We start from the raw sequence: 14,104 nt of genomic DNA on the forward strand, positions 1-14,104 counted from the left end.
AGCGTGTTTAACGCCCCCATTTATCAACAATCATCGGGATTGGCGCAACTGCCTTTATTGATTGATTGCAGCATCAGTGCCTGGTTGCGCACCAGACTGACGCCCTGCGCGCCCACTGACAGCGCCGCCATGGAGCCCTGACTGCTGAGGAAATAGCTGCGGCTGGCATCGGTCCAGCTATCACGGTAGGCCAGCCAGGCGCGCTGCGCATTGCGCAGTTTGTCTTTGGGCTCACCGTTTAATTTCTTCATCAGCTGGCTATATTGCGCATTCATCTCTTTGTCCCACGCCTTATTGGCCGTGCTGTAGCACTGCGACATGCCGGCGGTGCTGGACTCTTTATTCAGGCATTGATTGAGCTGCTGATCGATAGGGTTTTGCTGTGCCATTGCCACGCTGGACGCGAACAGACAGGCGAGCGGAAGCCATTTTTTCATCGTTACATTCCTTGCTTTTAGCGCTACGAACTTCAGGAAATCTGAAGCGTAGATGATCGTAATCAGGTTGACCATCAATGAAGGATAAAGTTTCCCCCGGTCACTGCCGATAATCTCTCCGTTTTAGGGCTACTGGATTCTCCCTTTTTTAAAGCGCACGGGAATTATCATGATCACACAGCTATCTATACGCACGGCTTTACTCTCTCTTCTGGCCTTTATGACGCTGCTGCTGCTGGCAGTGAGCGGTATGGGCATCTACGCCATCAATTCCGGCAACCAGTCACTTGACGCCATCAACCGTATTCAGGGCATTGAACTCAACAGCCTGTATCAGAGCAACGCCGATCTGATGCGTGCCCGCGCCAGCGCCGCGCTGGCGGTGCGCAAAATCGAAATCGGCCTGCTGGACGAGGGCGCGACCGTCACCAAACAGGCGCAGGCGGATGTCGCCAGCTCGCAACGCCATCTCACCGCGTTTATTGATGCCGGTACCGTTACCGCGCAGGGCAAAAGCCTCGCCGATGCGGTCGCGGCCGCGTTCAGCGCGTATCAAAAAGGTGCCATGGCACCCATGATGGATGCGCTGCAAAAGCAGTATACCGATGAGTATTACCAGGTGCTGGAAGGCAACCTGTCACAGCTGGCGGCTAACTATTCCAGGGCAGTGAACGACTTCAGCCTGTATGCCGACGAGGTCTCTGCCGCACGCCTGGCGGCAGCGGCGCACAATGAACTGCAGATGAAGATCATGATTGGCGTCGCCGTCGCGCTGACCCTGTTGCTGATTGCACTGGCCTGGCTGCTGCTGCGTCGCGCGCTGCTGCGTCCGCTGGACGGGGCGATCCAGCATCTGGAGCAGATTGCAGCCGGCGATCTGTCGCAGCCGCTGCCGGCAGCGGCCAATAATGAAATCGGCCGCCTGAACCAGGCGCTGACGGGAATGCAGCTGGCGCTGCGCAACTCGGTCAGCCAGGTGCGTGAAGCCAGCCTGCAGATTGACGTCGGCAGCCGCGAGCTGTCCGCGGGCACGGTGCATCTGTCGCAGCGCACGGAAGAGTCGGCGGCCTCGCTCGAGCAGACTGCCGCCAGCATGGAGCAGCTCACGGCTACCGTCCGGCTTAACGCCAGCAACGCGCAGCAGGCCAATCAGCTGGCCAGTAGCGTGTCCGATACCGCCGACCGCGGCGCGGAAGTGGTGTGCTACGTAATGGAGAAGATGCGTGAGATCACCCACAGCTCCGATCGGATCGCCGATATTCTCAGCGTGATCGACGGCATTGCGTTCCAGACCAACATCCTGGCGCTCAACGCCTCGGTGGAAGCGGCGCGTGCCGGTGAGCAGGGGCGCGGTTTTGCCGTGGTCGCCAACGAAGTGCGCACCCTGGCCGGGCGCAGCGCCAGCGCCGCCAAAGAGATTCGTGAGTTGATCAGCGAATCACAGACGCGGGTCAAAGAGGGCAGCGACATGGCCACGCGCGCCGGCGAAACCATGGATGAGATCTCCAGCGAAGTGATGCGGGTCACCGCGCTGATGAAGGAGATCTCCATCGCCTCGGAAGAGCAGAGCCGCGGTATTGAACAGGTTAACCAGGCGGTGACGCAGATGGATGAAGCCGCGCAGCAAAACGCCGCGCTGGTGGAGCAGGCCAGCGCCGCTACGCAGTCGCTGGAAGCGCAGTCGCAGCAGTTGCAGGCATCCATGGCACAGTTCCGCGTGGCGACAGCATAATCAGGGTGGGGTCAGGGATGACCGGTAACGTTGCCTGCGTTCGCCCTGATGGATGGCGACGCGGGAGAAGGTAAAGCGGTAATTTACGCGGTGCGCCTTATGGTGCACCGCTGTTCAGACCGGCGGGAAATGCCAGAATCATGGCGGCAAGCCGATCATCTTCCGCCAGAAAATAGGCTGCCGGCACTTCCAGCACCTGCGCCAGTAATTGCAGCGTTAATAAATCCGGTTTATGCACGCCCAGTTCATAGCGATTAATACGCGCGCTGGCAGAAAACTCTTCAATCCCTGCGGCAATACCCAATCCTTTCTGCGACAAACCTTTCGCCAGACGCGCTTGTTTCAGGCGTCGACAAAAAGTGTCTTGCAGCGAGGAGGTCGGTTTCATGACTACGAGAATCGTAGATTTAGCGCTTGTCAGATACTACGAGTAACGTAGTATCGTTACGGGAATGGATAAGCGAACTAAGGAGAGTTGCGTGAATAATGCGAAGTCAGACTGGCATCCGGCCGATATCATTGCGGCGCTGCGTAAAAAGGGAACCTCAATGGCGGCGTTATCCCGACAGGCGGGATTATGTTCCACCACGTTAGCCAACGCGCTGGCGCGTCCGTGGCCGAAAGGGGAATTAATTATTGCCGAAGCAATTGGTATTTCGCCGGCTGAGATCTGGCCGAGTCGTTATTATGCGGAGAATGGTGAATTAATTAATCGTCAGGCAAGAATCAGAAATAAAAAATAAGTAAGCCTGGGCAACGGCGTAGTGCCGATTAAATTGCAATTAATCTCTATATGCCGGTGCGCATAAATGCGCACCCAACATAATTCGTGCCATCGACCTGTAGGGTCGCCATTAATGGCGACCGAAAATCATTTACTGACAGGCTTCACACGCAGGCATTTTAAATGCCCGCTTACTTACGCCTGATGTTCGTCCGGGAACTCACGCATGAAGCGTTCCACGTCGTCGACCATCGCATCATTACCGCAGAAGAACGGGCAGCGCTGGTGCAGCGTTTCCGGCTGAATATCGAGGATACGGTTTTTACCGTCGCTGGCTTTACCGCCCGCCTGTTCGGCGAGGAAGGCCATCGGGTTGCACTCATACAGCAGGCGCAGCTTGCCTTTCGGGTGGCTGGCGGTGCTGGGATAGAGATAAATGCCGCCCTTCAGCAGGTTGCGGTGGAAATCCGCCACCAGCGAACCGATGTAGCGCGAGGTGTAAGGGCGCTTCGTTGATACATCTTCTTCCTGGCAGAACTTCAGGTACTTTTTCACGCCCTGCGGGAAGCGGATGTAATTCCCTTCGTTGATCGAGTAGGTGTAGCCTTTTTCCGGGAAGGTCATGCGTTCGTGGCTCAGGCAGAACACGCCGAGCGACGGATCGTAAGTGAAGGCATGAACGCCCACGCCGGTGGTGTACACCATCATGGTTGAGGAACCGTACACCACGTAACCTGCGGCAACCTGCTTGTGGCCCGGTTGCATGAAATCGGCTTCAGTGATCGGCGTGCCTGGCTCGCTAATACGATGATAAATCGAGAAAATGGTGCCGACGGAAACGTTAACGTCGATGTTCGAAGAACCATCCAGCGGGTCCATCAATACTACATACTTACCGTTCTCCGAACCTTCAAAGATGACAAACTCATCTTCTTCTTCGGAAGCAATCCCCGCGACCACACCGCGCGCCTTCAGTGCCGCTTTCAGCTTTTCGTTAGCGAACAGATCCAGCTTCATCTGCTGCTCACCCTGCACGTTCTCTACGCCGCTGGCACCAAGAATATCCACCAGACCCGCTTTGTTGATGTCGCGGTGGATGATTTTTGCGCCCAGCTTGATGGAGGAAATCAGCGCCGTCAGTTCACCTGTGGCGTGAGGAAAGTCGTGTTGCTTCTCGACGATGAATTCGCCTAACGTTTTCATAACACATTCCCTGAATCTACGATGGAGTGGCAGCAGCTGTAACAAGCTACCAACGTATGCGTACGCAGTTTAGCCGATTGAACTTCAAAAACCATAGTCCTAATCCGTTTCTTCCCTCCGGACTCGGCGTTACACTGTGCGCCGAACTTTTGAGTAATGGATCTTTTTATGCGCATTCACATCCTTGGGATTTGTGGCACTTTTATGGGCGGACTGGCGATGCTGGCCCGCTCGCTCGGACACGAAGTGACCGGTTCAGATGCCAATGTCTATCCGCCGATGAGCACGCTGCTGCAACAGCAAGGCATTGAATTAACAGAAGGTTACGATGCCTCGCAGCTGGACCCGGCACCGGACCTGGTAATCATCGGCAACGCCATGACGCGCGGCAACCCGTGCGTGGAAGCGGTGCTGGAACGCAACATTCCTTACCTCTCCGGACCGCAATGGCTGCACGATTTCGTGCTGCGCGATCGCTGGGTGCTGGCGGTGGCCGGTACCCATGGTAAAACCACCACCGCCGGCATGGTAGCGTGGATTCTCGAGGCCTGCGGCCTGGAACCGGGCTTTATTATTGGTGGGGTGCCGGGTAACTTCGACGTATCGGCAAAATTAGGAAAAAGTCCATTCTTCGTCATCGAGGCGGATGAGTACGACTGCGCGTTTTTCGACAAGCGTTCCAAGTTTGTGCATTACTGCCCACGCACCCTGATCCTCAACAATCTTGAGTTCGATCATGCCGACATCTTCGACGATCTGCGGGCGATCCAGAAGCAGTTCCACCATCTGGTGCGCATCGTGCCGGGTCAGGGCAAGATCCTGCTGCCGGAACACGATCACAACATTAAGCAGGTGATGGCGATGGGCTGCTGGAGCGAGCAGGAGAGCGTGGGCGACAATGGTCGCTGGCAGGCGAAGAAGCTGGTGGCGGATGCCTCGCGCTGGGAAGCCTGGCTCGACGGCGAGAAAGTGGCGGAAGTGAACTGGGCGCTGGTCGGCGAACACAACATGCACAACGGCCTGATGGCGATTGCCGCCGCACGTCACGTTGGCGTGAAGCCGTGCGATGCCGGAGAGGCGCTGAACAGCTTCATTAACGCGCGTCGTCGCCTCGAGCTACGCGGCGAAGTGAACGCGATTAAGGTGTATGACGATTTTGCCCATCACCCAACGGCGATTCTCGCTACGCTGGCGGCGCTGCGCAGTAAAGTCGGCGGTACCGCACGCATTCTGGCGGTGCTTGAGCCGCGCTCTAATACCATGAAGATGGGCGTGAGTAAGAACGAACTGGCCCCTTCGTTAGGGCGTGCCGATGAGGTGTTCCTGTTCCAGCCGCACCACATTCCGTGGCAGGTTGCGGACGTTGCGGACGCCTGCATTCAGCCGGCGCACTGGAGCGCGGACATTGATACGCTGGTGGAGATGGTGGCTAAAGCGGCGCAGCCGGGTGATTCGATTCTGGTGATGAGCAACGGCGGCTTTGGCGGGATTCATCAGAAACTGCTGGAGCGGTTAGGTAAGTAATGCGTGGCCGGTTCAGGGCCGAGAGGCGATCTGCCCTCATCCCAGCCTTCTCCCGCAAGCGGGAGAAGGGGCCGCCCGGTGCGGACGTCACATTCAGCGCTGGTCCTCAGCTACTTCAGCACTCTGCTTCTAACCCGGCACTATACTTTATATCCCCTCTCCCGCCTGCGGGAGAGGGTTAGGGTGAGGGCAGGGCAACCGTCCGCAGCGGACTTACGCTTCAGCCAGCTCGCGCAGGTACTGGAAAATCTGGCGGGCGGCTTTGGGCGGCTTACTGGCGGCTTTCTCTTTCTGCGCGTTGCGGATCATACTGCGCAGTTGCTGACGGTCGGCGTGCGGATAGAGATTCAGCACTTCCGCCACCGCATCATCACCCTGTTCGATCAGCCGATCGCGCAGCTGCTCCAGCTTATGGAACAGCGCAACCTGCTGGTTGTGGCGGTTCTTCAGCTTATCCAGCGCCAGGCGGATTGGCTCTTCGTCGCGCTGACGCAGCATTTTACCAATCAGCTGTAGCTGGCGGCGGCGGCCTTCCTTCTTAATGCGCTGCGCCAGTTCAATGGCGTCACGCAGCTGTTCATCAAGCGGGATCTTATCCAGGGAGTTTTTCCCTAAATCCACTAACTCGGCGCCCAGGCGTTTCAGCTCCTCGGCGTCGCGTTTAATTTCACTTTTACTGACCCAGATAATCTCTTCGTCTTCTTCTTCCTGATTATCCGGCACATCGTCGAGCCAGTCTTCGGGCTGCTTCGTCATCTGTTGGCTCCCTAAAAAAAGAGGCTAATCCTACCAGTTTATCGGGCGACTGCGAAATTGTTCTCTGAGTCTGATAGACTCAATAAATTCATACTTAAGATTAGACGGCAGGTCGATGAACGTATCTACTCAGGTTGCAGAACAACGTAAAGTGTTGGAACAGGCTGTCGCGCAGGCGCTGGAACTGGCGCAAGCCAGCACCGACGGAGCAGAAGTGGCGGTCACCAAAACCACCGGAATCGGTGTCAGTACCCGCTACGGCGAAGTGGAAAACGTCGAATTCAACAGCGATGGCGCGCTTGGCATCACCGTCTATCACCAAAACCGCAAAGGCAGTGCTTCCTCGACCGATCTCAGCCCGGACGCGATTAAACGCACCGTGCAGGCGGCGATCGATATCGCACGCTACACCTCGCCCGATCCCTGTGCTGCGCCGGCCGAGCGCGATCTGCTGGCGTTCGAGGCGCCGGATCTCGATCTCTATCACCCGTGGGAGATCGACGCCGATCGCGCCATTGAGCTGGCCGCGCAGGCCGAGCAGGCCGCGCTGCAGGCTGATAAGCGCATCACCAATACCGAAGGGGGCAGCTTTAACAGCCACGTCGGCATCAAAGTCTTTGGTAACAGCCACGGCATGCTGCAGAGCTACTGCTCGAGCCGGCATTCGCTGTCGAGCTGCGTCATTGCCGAGCACAACGGTGACATGGAGCGCGACTACGCCTACACCATTGGCCGCGCGATGGGCGATCTGCAAAGCGCCGACTGGGTGGGCGCGGAGTGCGCGCGCCGCGTGCTGGCACGTCTTTCGCCACGTAAGCTGCCGACCATGAAAGCGCCGGTGCTGTTTGCGCCGGAAGTGGCCACCGGCCTGTTCGGCCATCTGGTGGGCATGATCAGCGGCAGCAGCGTTTACCGCAAATCCACCTTCCTGCTCGACGCGCTGGGCCAGCAGATTCTGCCGTCGTGGCTGACGATTGAAGAGAAGCCGCACCTGCTGAAAGGGCTGGCCTCGACGCCGTTCGACAGCGAAGGCGTACGCACCGAAGCGCGCGAAATCGTGAAAGATGGCGTGCTGCAGAACTGGCTGCTGACCAGCTATTCGGCGCGTAAGCTCGGCCTGCAAAGCACCGGCCACGCGGGCGGCATTCATAACTGGCGCATCGCCGGTCAGGGCCACAGCTTTGACGATCTGGTGAAGCAGATGGGACGCGGTTTGATCGTTACCGAGATGATGGGTTCCAGCGTCAGCGCCATGACCGGCGACTACTCGCGCGGTGCGGCTGGCTTCTGGGTTGAAAACGGGGAAATTCAATACCCTGTGAGCGAGATCACAATTGCGGGCAACCTCAAAGATATGTGGCTCAATATGGTAACGGTCGGTAACGACATTGAAACGCGCAGCAATATACAATGCGGATCGGTGCTGCTGCCGGAGATGAAAATCGCCGGACAATAAAGACATCGCTTGATGAAAGCAGCCCTCAGCGGCTGCTTTTTTTTCGCCTGATAATAATTAAAGGAAAACGTTATGCGTAAGCATGTGATTGCTATGTTGTCTTTGTCGTTGCTGTTCTCTTCAGCCAGCCTGTTCGCGGCTGACCTGGAGCAGGATATGGATACCCTGAAAGACGGGCTGAGTGTCGTCAAGAAAACCTCTGACGCCCAGGAAATGCACGCTGCACTGGGCAAGATGCGTGCGGCTGCGCAGGATGCAAAAAAATCCACGCCGGAAAAACTGGAAGGTCAGGGCGCTGACAGCGCACAGATCAAGGATTACCACGCCGGTCTGGACTCACTGATTGCCCAGATCGACGTTGTCGACCAGCTGGCGCAGGCTAACAAGCTGGACGAGGCGAAAACCGAAGCGAAGAAACTGGAAGATATCCGTAACGCCAACCATAAGAAATTCCGCTGATAAACCGGGCCAGCCTGCAGGCTGGCCTTATTCCTGCCGCGGCTTCGCGTCATTCCACCGTTTTTATCCCGCTTTTTACCTCATTTCACGCATTTCGTGAGCGATCTCGCATAGTTCGTGCATCGTGCGATCTGGCGCACAGTCGCCCGTGGGATTTCCACTTTGAGGTGGAAATGTTGCGTCTCCACACCGCCAGGCGGACAGCGTAATTTCTTCTCAACGCGAATTATCTGACATTGTCCGCTGTAAACAGGAGTAACAAGGTGAGGAGTGATGCTGTCCCGCTGAAACCGAGCACGCCGGAGGCAATCCAGGCGCTGGCGGATAAGGTGATGAATCAAATCGCGGCGCTGTATGCCGCGCACCACATTGCAGCCAATGCGGTGCAACAGCAAATGCTGGCCTCACATGTCCGCGCCATGGCGGCACGTTCTCTCACCGGAGAGGCGCTGCCGGACGTCGAAGCCGAACTGTTTGAGGACATCTCGCCTGAGACCATGGCGCTGGCGCAGCAGGTGGTGGATCTGTTTGGCAATTTGCCTGTCGAAGAAGCCTGGCTGCTGTCGGTGCATATCGAAGTGGCGAAATCGAACGAAGCATGAATTGAGAGAGGAACAGAATATGGTAACGGTAGTGATTGGCGATCGTCTGGGTAAAGGGCAGAAAGTGGCAGCTGGCGTCGAAAAAGCCGGCGGTCGGGCTGTAGTGGTGCCGGGCGTGGCGGCGGATATGAAACTGGGCGACGTGATGAAAGCGGAAAACGCTGATTTCGGCATCTCCTTCTGCGGCAGCGGCGGCGCCGGTGCCATCACCGCGCAGAACAAGTACGGCTACAAAGCCAAACACGGTATGCGTTCGGTGGACGAAGGGGTAACCGCCATCAACGAAGGTGCCACCGTGCTCGGTTTTGGCTTCATGGATAAAGAAGAGCTGGGTGAGCGTCTGGTTCAGGCCTGGAATAAAAAACACGGCAGCTAAGCATGAAACAACAGTATGAGACGCAGGTCACGGTGCAGGGCAAAGGCGACAGCAAAGCAAAAGCCTTCGCCGATGCGCTCAGCAAGGTGCAGCAGCAGGTGCTGCGCACCAGCCAGAAAATTCTGTTGCGCATTGAACCGCTCGATGTGCGGGTGCTACGCGCGCAGGAGAGCGTGCGGAAGGAGAAATTTCTGTTCTTTTTCCTCGCGCGTGAACGGCGGAATTACAGCGTGGAGCTGGAAATTACCGTCAGCGTCACTGTGATCGACACCGAGAGCGTGACCTTCACAGCAACGTAAGAATAACGACAACAAGGGTAACAATATGTTTTTAATCATTTTGTTTAAGTCGTTGATCATAGGTGGATTAGTCGGCGTGGGCGTTGGAGCGGGCGCGGCGCGCATGTTCCACGCGCCTGTCACGCAGGGGATGGGTGCCTTCCGTACGCTGGGCGAGCTCAACTCCTGCGAGGGCGATCCGGCTTCGCACTTCTCCTTTGGTCTCGGCTTCTTCTTTAACGCCTGGGCATCCTCCGTTGCTGCGGGCTCCTTCACGCAGGATGTGGATCACCGCATTCTGCCGAACTGGGGCGCGGCCGCACTGATGGTAAAGAACCGCAACGTCGCGGAAACGCTGCATAACCCGAAACGCATGGCGATAGCCTGCGGCATTATCGGCATGATCGTGGTGGCCTTCCTGAACAGTACCGCTTCCGCCGTACCGGCTGCGCTGCAGGTTACCGCGGTAAAAGTGCTGGTGCCGGCGGCGAATCTGCTGGTGAACACGGTGATGCCGGTGATCTTCTGGCTGGCGGCAATTGATGCCGGTAAGAAATCGGGCTTCTGGGCAACCATTTTTGGTGGTCTGGCGCAGTTGATCATGGGTAACGCCGTGCCGGGTCTGGTGCTGGGCATTCTGATCGGTAAAGGCGTGGAAGAGAGCGGCTGGAACAAAGTCACCAAAGTGATGATGGCTGCGATTGTCCTGCTGTTTGTGCTGAGCGGCTTCTTCCGTGGCTTCGATGTGAAACTGCTGCAATCCTTCCAGCTCGGCATCCCTGGCTGGCTCGACATGATCCACAACAGCCTGAGCGGCAAATAAGGAGCCTTCAGCATGAACGAGAACGAAAACAAAGGGTTCTGGTACGCCGACTGGTCTTTCCCGCTGTTTGTCGGCCTGCTCTCCTCCGGCGTATTCGCCGGGACGCACATGTACTACCTGTACGGCATCGGTGCTTTTAACGAAGTGGCATTCGTTTCGATGCTGCGCTCCGGCATGGAAACCGGCGTATACGGCGCGGTGGCGGCGTTTGGTGCCAGCTTCCTGTTTGCGCGCATTATTGAAGGCTCGCTGGTAGGGATTCTGGATATCGGCGGCGCGATTCAGACCGGCGTCGGCCTCGGTGTGCCAGCGCTGCTGCTGGGAGCCGGTATCGTGTTTCCGGTGGCGAACTTTGCCGCCTCGCTGGCAACCGGGCTGGTGATTGGCGTGGCGATTGGCTACGTGATTATCCTCGCGCGCAAATTCACCATCAACCAGAGCGATTCCACCTACGGCGCGGACGTAATGATGGGCGCCGGTAATGCCTCGGGTCGCTTCCTTGGTCCACTGATTATTCTGTCTGCCATGGCGGCGTCGATTCCGATCGGCCTCGGTTCGCTGGTCGGTGCGCTGCTGTTTTACCTGTGGAACAAGCCGATTACCGGCGGCGCGATTCTCGGTGCCATGGTGCTCGGCGCTATCTTCCCGGTTTCACTGTAAGCGCGAAATGGCTGCACAATCCCGTAGCGGCGCGATTTATCGCGCAATAAATTGCGCCGCTACGGCATGTGCGCTCTGTAAATGGGGGTTTTATGTTTGATCTGATTCTGCGCCGCGCGCGTCTGTGTGATGAACAGCTGGTGGATATCGCGATTCGCGCCGGCAAAATCGCGGCGGTCGGTAAGGTGGACGGCGCAGCGCAACAGGAGCGCGATCTCGGCGGCCGCTACTACGTCAGCGCCGGCTGGATTGACAGCCACGTACACTGCTATCCCAAATCACCGATTTACCACGACGAAGCCGACGCGATTGGCGTGGCGCAGGGGGTCACCACCGTGGTGGATGCGGGCAGCACCGGTGCCGATCACATCGACGACTTTTATCAGCTGACGCGCAGCGCGAAGACCGAAGTGCGCGCGCTGATCAACATCTCGCGCACCGGCATCGTCACGCAGAACGAACTGGCCGACATGGCGCAGATTGATGGCGAAGCGGTGGTGCAGGCGGTACAGCGTCGCCCGGACTTTATTGTCGGCCTGAAGGCACGCATGAGCAGCAGCGTGGTCGGCGACAACGGCATTCAGCCGCTGGTGCGTGCCAAAGCCATTCAGCAGGCGGCGGGCAATCTGCCGCTGATGGTGCACATCGGTAACAACCCGCCGGTGCTGGAAGAGATCGCCGCGCTGCTCACTTCCGGCGACATTATCACTCACTGCTTCAACGGCAAGCCGAACCGCATTCTGTCACCGCAGGGCGAGCTGAAAGCGGCGGTTAAGCAGGCGATCGCGCGCGGCGTGAAGCTGGATATCGGCCACGGCAGCGCCAGCTTCAGTTTTGCGGTGGCGCGCGAGGCGATTGCCCAGGGCATTCTGCCGGACACCATCAGCTCCGATATCTATTGTCGCAACCGCATCAACGGCCCGGTGCACAGCCTGGCGCACGTGATGTCGAAATTTTTCTCCATCGGCATGACGCTGCCGCAGGTGATCGCCTGCGTCACCGTTAATGCCGCAGCGGATCTGCGTCTGGCCTGTAAAGGTCATCTGACCGCCGGTTATGACGCCGATCTGACCATTTTTACCGTCAAAGAGGAAGCCCGCCCGTTCGTCGATGCTGAAGGCGAACGGGTCACGGGTGAGCAACATTTGCTGCCGCTGGCCGTGGTGATCGCGGGCCAGTGGCATCTGACTGAGGAAGGGAAAGCGCATCATGTCTTCGATTTATGAGAAATATGACCTGAAACAGGTGATCAACGCCTCCGGCCGTATGACCATTCTCGGCGTGTCGACGCCGTCCGCCGACGTGGTGGATACCGTCAGCTACGGCCTCAATCACTACTTTGAGATCAAAGATCTGGTCAACAAAACCGGTGCTTACATCGCGCGCCTGCTGGAAGTCGAAAACGCGGTGGTGGTGTCCTGCGCCTCGGCCGGTATTGCCCAGTGCGTAGCGGCGGTGATCGTCAAAGATAACGACTGGCTGCTGGATAACCTGCACGCCGCGCCGCTCAGCGTGCCGCACGACATCGTGGTGCCGAAAGGCCATAACGTGAACTACGGCGCGCCAGTGGGCAGCATGGTGGCGCTGGGCGGCGGACGCCTGATTGAGGCCGGCTACAGTAATGAGTGCTCGCCAGAACAGCTGGCGGCGGCCATCACGCCGACCACCGCGGCGCTGCTGTACGTCAAGTCGCATCACTGTGTGCAGAAAAGCCATCTCAGCGTCGAACAGGCGGCGGTGGTCGCGCGCAAACACGGTATTCCGCTGATTGTCGATGCGGCGGCCGAAGAGGATTTGCAGTGCTATTACCAGACGGGGGCCGACCTGGTGATCTACAGCGGTGCCAAAGCCATCGAAGGGCCAACCAGCGGCCTGGTGATTGGCCGCAGCCAGTACGTCGAGTGGGTGAAACGCCAGAGCAACGGCATTGGCCGCGCGATGAAAGTCGGCAAAGAGGGCATTCTCGGTCTGACTCAGGCGATTGAAAACTACCTGCTGCAGAGCAAAACCAGCGGCGCTGACATGGTGGCGAAGATGACGCCCTTTATCGATAACCTCAACACGCTGAACGGCGTCAGCGCGCGCGTGGTGTGGGATGCGGCCGGTCGTGACATCGCCCGCGCTGAAATCAAATTTGATGAAGCGGTGACGGGCTGGCCGACCGGCGAGCTGGTGCAGGCGCTGAAAAACGGCGACATCGCCATCTATTTCCGCGGCTATAAAGCCAACGAAGGCATTATCGAAGCGGATGTGCGCAGCGTCAGCGCGGAACAGCTGCACATCATCTTTAGCCGCATCCAGGCGCTGCTCAGCGGAGGAAAACGCGCATGAATCTTAACGCCAATTTCTATCAGGGCCGTCTGTGCCTCAACGTGCTGGCCGGTTCAAAGCAGAATGCGCAGGCGATCTGGCAGGCGGCAGAAGGGCATGTGCTGGTCGGCGTTTTGTCGAAAAACTACGCCTCGAATGAGGCCGCGATTGCCGATATGCGCGAGTACGCGGCGCTGATTGATAATGCGCTGTCGGTCGGGCTGGGTGCGGGCGACCCGAATCAGTCGGCGATGGTCAGTGAAATCTCGGCGGAACTGCAGCCGCAGCACGTTAATCAGGTCTTCACCGGCGTGGCCACCAGCCGCGCGCTGCTCGGACAGCCACACACTATCGTGAACGGTCTGGTTTCACCAACCGGCACGCCGGGCAAGGTGAAAATCTCCACCGGTCCGCGCAGTTCGCAGGCGGCGGACGGCATTGTGCCGATCGCCACGGCGATCGCCATGCTGCAGGATATGGGCGGCAGTTCGGTAAAGTATTTCCCGATGGGCGGCCTGAACGCGGTGGAGGAGTATCGCGCGGTGGCGGACGCCTGTGCGCGCCATGATTTCTGGCTGGAGCCGACCGGCGGTATCGATCTCAGTAATTTCGAAGAGATCGTGCGGATTGCTCTGGAGGCCGGAGTCAGTAAAGTCATCCCGCACGTTTACAGCTCGATTATTGATAGCGCCAGCGGCGACACGCGCATTGACGATGTGCGTCAGCTTCTGGCAACGTGCAAGAAACTGCTGTAACAAATGAGT

General features: G+C 58.0%; 17 protein-coding genes. 13 read left to right on the forward strand and 4 right to left on the reverse strand.

Annotated features, from left to right (window positions below; translation table 11 throughout):
* Positions 1 to 23: 23 nt before the first annotated feature.
* The gene (locus F3J36_RS17185; RefSeq protein ID WP_166720099.1) at positions 24 to 437 is read right to left on the reverse strand and encodes a lysozyme inhibitor LprI family protein; all 414 of its coding nucleotides are present in this window, start codon (positions 435 to 437) and stop codon (positions 24 to 26) included.
* A 172-nt stretch (positions 438 to 609) separates the two neighbouring features.
* On the opposite strand from F3J36_RS17185, the gene F3J36_RS17190 reads away from it, so the two are divergent.
* The gene (locus tag F3J36_RS17190) at positions 610 to 2,169 is read left to right on the forward strand and encodes a methyl-accepting chemotaxis protein (RefSeq protein ID WP_166720189.1); all 1,560 of its coding nucleotides are present in this window, start codon (positions 610 to 612) and stop codon (positions 2,167 to 2,169) included.
* A 97-nt stretch (positions 2,170 to 2,266) separates the two neighbouring features.
* Here the strand turns inward: F3J36_RS17190 and F3J36_RS17195 are convergent, their stop codons facing one another.
* Positions 2,267 to 2,557, reverse strand: coding sequence for a helix-turn-helix domain-containing protein (locus tag F3J36_RS17195; protein WP_021509733.1), 291 nt, complete (start codon positions 2,555 to 2,557; stop codon positions 2,267 to 2,269).
* A 91-nt stretch (positions 2,558 to 2,648) separates the two neighbouring features.
* On the opposite strand from F3J36_RS17195, the gene F3J36_RS17200 reads away from it, so the two are divergent.
* Positions 2,649 to 2,912: a helix-turn-helix transcriptional regulator gene (locus F3J36_RS17200; protein WP_021509732.1), complete on the forward strand. Its 264-nt coding sequence runs from the start codon at positions 2,649 to 2,651 to the stop codon at positions 2,910 to 2,912.
* A 176-nt stretch (positions 2,913 to 3,088) separates the two neighbouring features.
* On the opposite strand, the gene fbp is transcribed toward F3J36_RS17200, so the two are convergent.
* Complete coding sequence (fbp, locus tag F3J36_RS17205; RefSeq protein ID WP_021509731.1) at positions 3,089 to 4,096, reverse strand: class 1 fructose-bisphosphatase; 1,008 nt, start codon at positions 4,094 to 4,096, stop codon at positions 3,089 to 3,091.
* 168 nt (positions 4,097 to 4,264) lie between these two features.
* Between fbp and mpl the strand changes: the two genes are divergently transcribed.
* On the forward strand, positions 4,265 to 5,620 hold the full coding sequence (gene mpl / locus F3J36_RS17210; RefSeq protein ID WP_166720100.1) for a UDP-N-acetylmuramate:L-alanyl-gamma-D-glutamyl-meso-diaminopimelate ligase: 1,356 nt from the start codon (positions 4,265 to 4,267) through the stop codon (positions 5,618 to 5,620).
* A gap of 213 nt (positions 5,621 to 5,833) precedes the next feature.
* On the opposite strand, the gene yjgA is transcribed toward mpl, so the two are convergent.
* Positions 5,834 to 6,376 carry a ribosome biogenesis factor YjgA gene (yjgA, locus tag F3J36_RS17215; RefSeq protein ID WP_058759857.1) on the reverse strand — a complete coding sequence of 181 codons (543 nt, stop codon included), beginning with the start codon at positions 6,374 to 6,376 and terminating at the stop codon, positions 5,834 to 5,836.
* 115 nt (positions 6,377 to 6,491) lie between these two features.
* Between yjgA and pmbA the strand changes: the two genes are divergently transcribed.
* The 10 genes from pmbA to F3J36_RS17265 all read left to right on the forward strand — a co-directional run bounded on the left by pmbA (position 6,492) and on the right by F3J36_RS17265 (position 14,095).
* Positions 6,492 to 7,832: a metalloprotease PmbA gene (gene pmbA, locus F3J36_RS17220; RefSeq protein WP_058775743.1), complete on the forward strand. Its 1,341-nt coding sequence runs from the start codon at positions 6,492 to 6,494 to the stop codon at positions 7,830 to 7,832.
* Positions 7,833 to 7,904: 72 nt separating this feature from the next.
* Positions 7,905 to 8,291: a cytochrome b562 gene (gene cybC / locus F3J36_RS17225; protein ID WP_021509728.1), complete on the forward strand. Its 387-nt coding sequence runs from the start codon at positions 7,905 to 7,907 to the stop codon at positions 8,289 to 8,291.
* Positions 8,292 to 8,554: 263 nt separating this feature from the next.
* On the forward strand, positions 8,555 to 8,893 hold the full coding sequence (locus tag F3J36_RS17230; protein WP_010617110.1) for a glycine dehydrogenase: 339 nt from the start codon (positions 8,555 to 8,557) through the stop codon (positions 8,891 to 8,893).
* 19 nt (positions 8,894 to 8,912) lie between these two features.
* Positions 8,913 to 9,269 carry an SFCGS family glycine-rich protein gene (locus tag F3J36_RS17235; RefSeq protein ID WP_021509727.1) on the forward strand — a complete coding sequence of 119 codons (357 nt, stop codon included), beginning with the start codon at positions 8,913 to 8,915 and terminating at the stop codon, positions 9,267 to 9,269.
* Between the two features lie 2 nt (positions 9,270 to 9,271).
* Complete coding sequence (locus tag F3J36_RS17240) at positions 9,272 to 9,568, forward strand: DUF4312 family protein (RefSeq protein ID WP_021509726.1); 297 nt, start codon at positions 9,272 to 9,274, stop codon at positions 9,566 to 9,568.
* Between the two features lie 25 nt (positions 9,569 to 9,593).
* Complete coding sequence (locus F3J36_RS17245) at positions 9,594 to 10,370, forward strand: DUF4311 domain-containing protein (RefSeq protein WP_021509725.1); 777 nt, start codon at positions 9,594 to 9,596, stop codon at positions 10,368 to 10,370.
* Between the two features lie 12 nt (positions 10,371 to 10,382).
* Positions 10,383 to 11,030 (forward strand): DUF4310 family protein, encoded by a 648-nt coding sequence (locus tag F3J36_RS17250; RefSeq protein ID WP_021509724.1) that lies wholly within the window; start codon positions 10,383 to 10,385, stop codon positions 11,028 to 11,030.
* A gap of 92 nt (positions 11,031 to 11,122) precedes the next feature.
* Complete coding sequence (locus F3J36_RS17255; protein WP_166720101.1) at positions 11,123 to 12,256, forward strand: amidohydrolase/deacetylase family metallohydrolase; 1,134 nt, start codon at positions 11,123 to 11,125, stop codon at positions 12,254 to 12,256.
* Entirely contained in the window at positions 12,240 to 13,361 is a 1,122-nt protein-coding gene (locus F3J36_RS17260; protein WP_166720102.1) for a DgaE family pyridoxal phosphate-dependent ammonia lyase, read from the forward strand. Before F3J36_RS17255 ends, F3J36_RS17260 begins: the two co-directional genes overlap by 17 nt.
* Complete coding sequence (locus F3J36_RS17265; protein ID WP_166720103.1) at positions 13,358 to 14,095, forward strand: KDGP aldolase family protein; 738 nt, start codon at positions 13,358 to 13,360, stop codon at positions 14,093 to 14,095. The genes F3J36_RS17260 and F3J36_RS17265 overlap by 4 nt, the downstream gene beginning before the upstream one ends.
* Positions 14,096 to 14,104: the final 9 nt, after the last annotated feature.

The organism is Pantoea sp. Cy-640, assembly GCF_011752635.1.
GTDB classification, from domain to species: Bacteria; Pseudomonadota; Gammaproteobacteria; order Enterobacterales; family Enterobacteriaceae; genus Pantoea; species Pantoea dispersa.

Bases quoted from the DNA above. Each gene is read 5' to 3' on its own strand.
- F3J36_RS17185 (WP_166720099.1), bottom strand. From the start codon at position 437: ATGAAAAAATGGCTTCCGCTCGCCTGTCTGTTCGCGTCCAGCGTGGCA.
- F3J36_RS17195 (WP_021509733.1), bottom strand. From the start codon at position 2,557: ATGAAACCGACCTCCTCGCTGCAAGACACTTTTTGTCGACGCCTGAAA.
- fbp (WP_021509731.1), bottom strand. From the start codon at position 4,096: ATGAAAACGTTAGGCGAATTCATCGTCGAGAAGCAACACGACTTTCCT.
- mpl (WP_166720100.1), top strand. From the start codon at position 4,265: ATGCGCATTCACATCCTTGGGATTTGTGGCACTTTTATGGGCGGACTG.
- yjgA (WP_058759857.1), bottom strand. From the start codon at position 6,376: ATGACGAAGCAGCCCGAAGACTGGCTCGACGATGTGCCGGATAATCAG.
- pmbA (WP_058775743.1), top strand. From the start codon at position 6,492: ATGAACGTATCTACTCAGGTTGCAGAACAACGTAAAGTGTTGGAACAG.
- cybC (WP_021509728.1), top strand. From the start codon at position 7,905: ATGCGTAAGCATGTGATTGCTATGTTGTCTTTGTCGTTGCTGTTCTCT.
- F3J36_RS17235 (WP_021509727.1), top strand. From the start codon at position 8,913: ATGGTAACGGTAGTGATTGGCGATCGTCTGGGTAAAGGGCAGAAAGTG.
- F3J36_RS17240 (WP_021509726.1), top strand. From the start codon at position 9,272: ATGAAACAACAGTATGAGACGCAGGTCACGGTGCAGGGCAAAGGCGAC.
- F3J36_RS17245 (WP_021509725.1), top strand. From the start codon at position 9,594: ATGTTTTTAATCATTTTGTTTAAGTCGTTGATCATAGGTGGATTAGTC.
- F3J36_RS17250 (WP_021509724.1), top strand. From the start codon at position 10,383: ATGAACGAGAACGAAAACAAAGGGTTCTGGTACGCCGACTGGTCTTTC.
- F3J36_RS17255 (WP_166720101.1), top strand. From the start codon at position 11,123: ATGTTTGATCTGATTCTGCGCCGCGCGCGTCTGTGTGATGAACAGCTG.
- F3J36_RS17260 (WP_166720102.1), top strand. From the start codon at position 12,240: ATGTCTTCGATTTATGAGAAATATGACCTGAAACAGGTGATCAACGCC.
- F3J36_RS17265 (WP_166720103.1), top strand. From the start codon at position 13,358: ATGAATCTTAACGCCAATTTCTATCAGGGCCGTCTGTGCCTCAACGTG.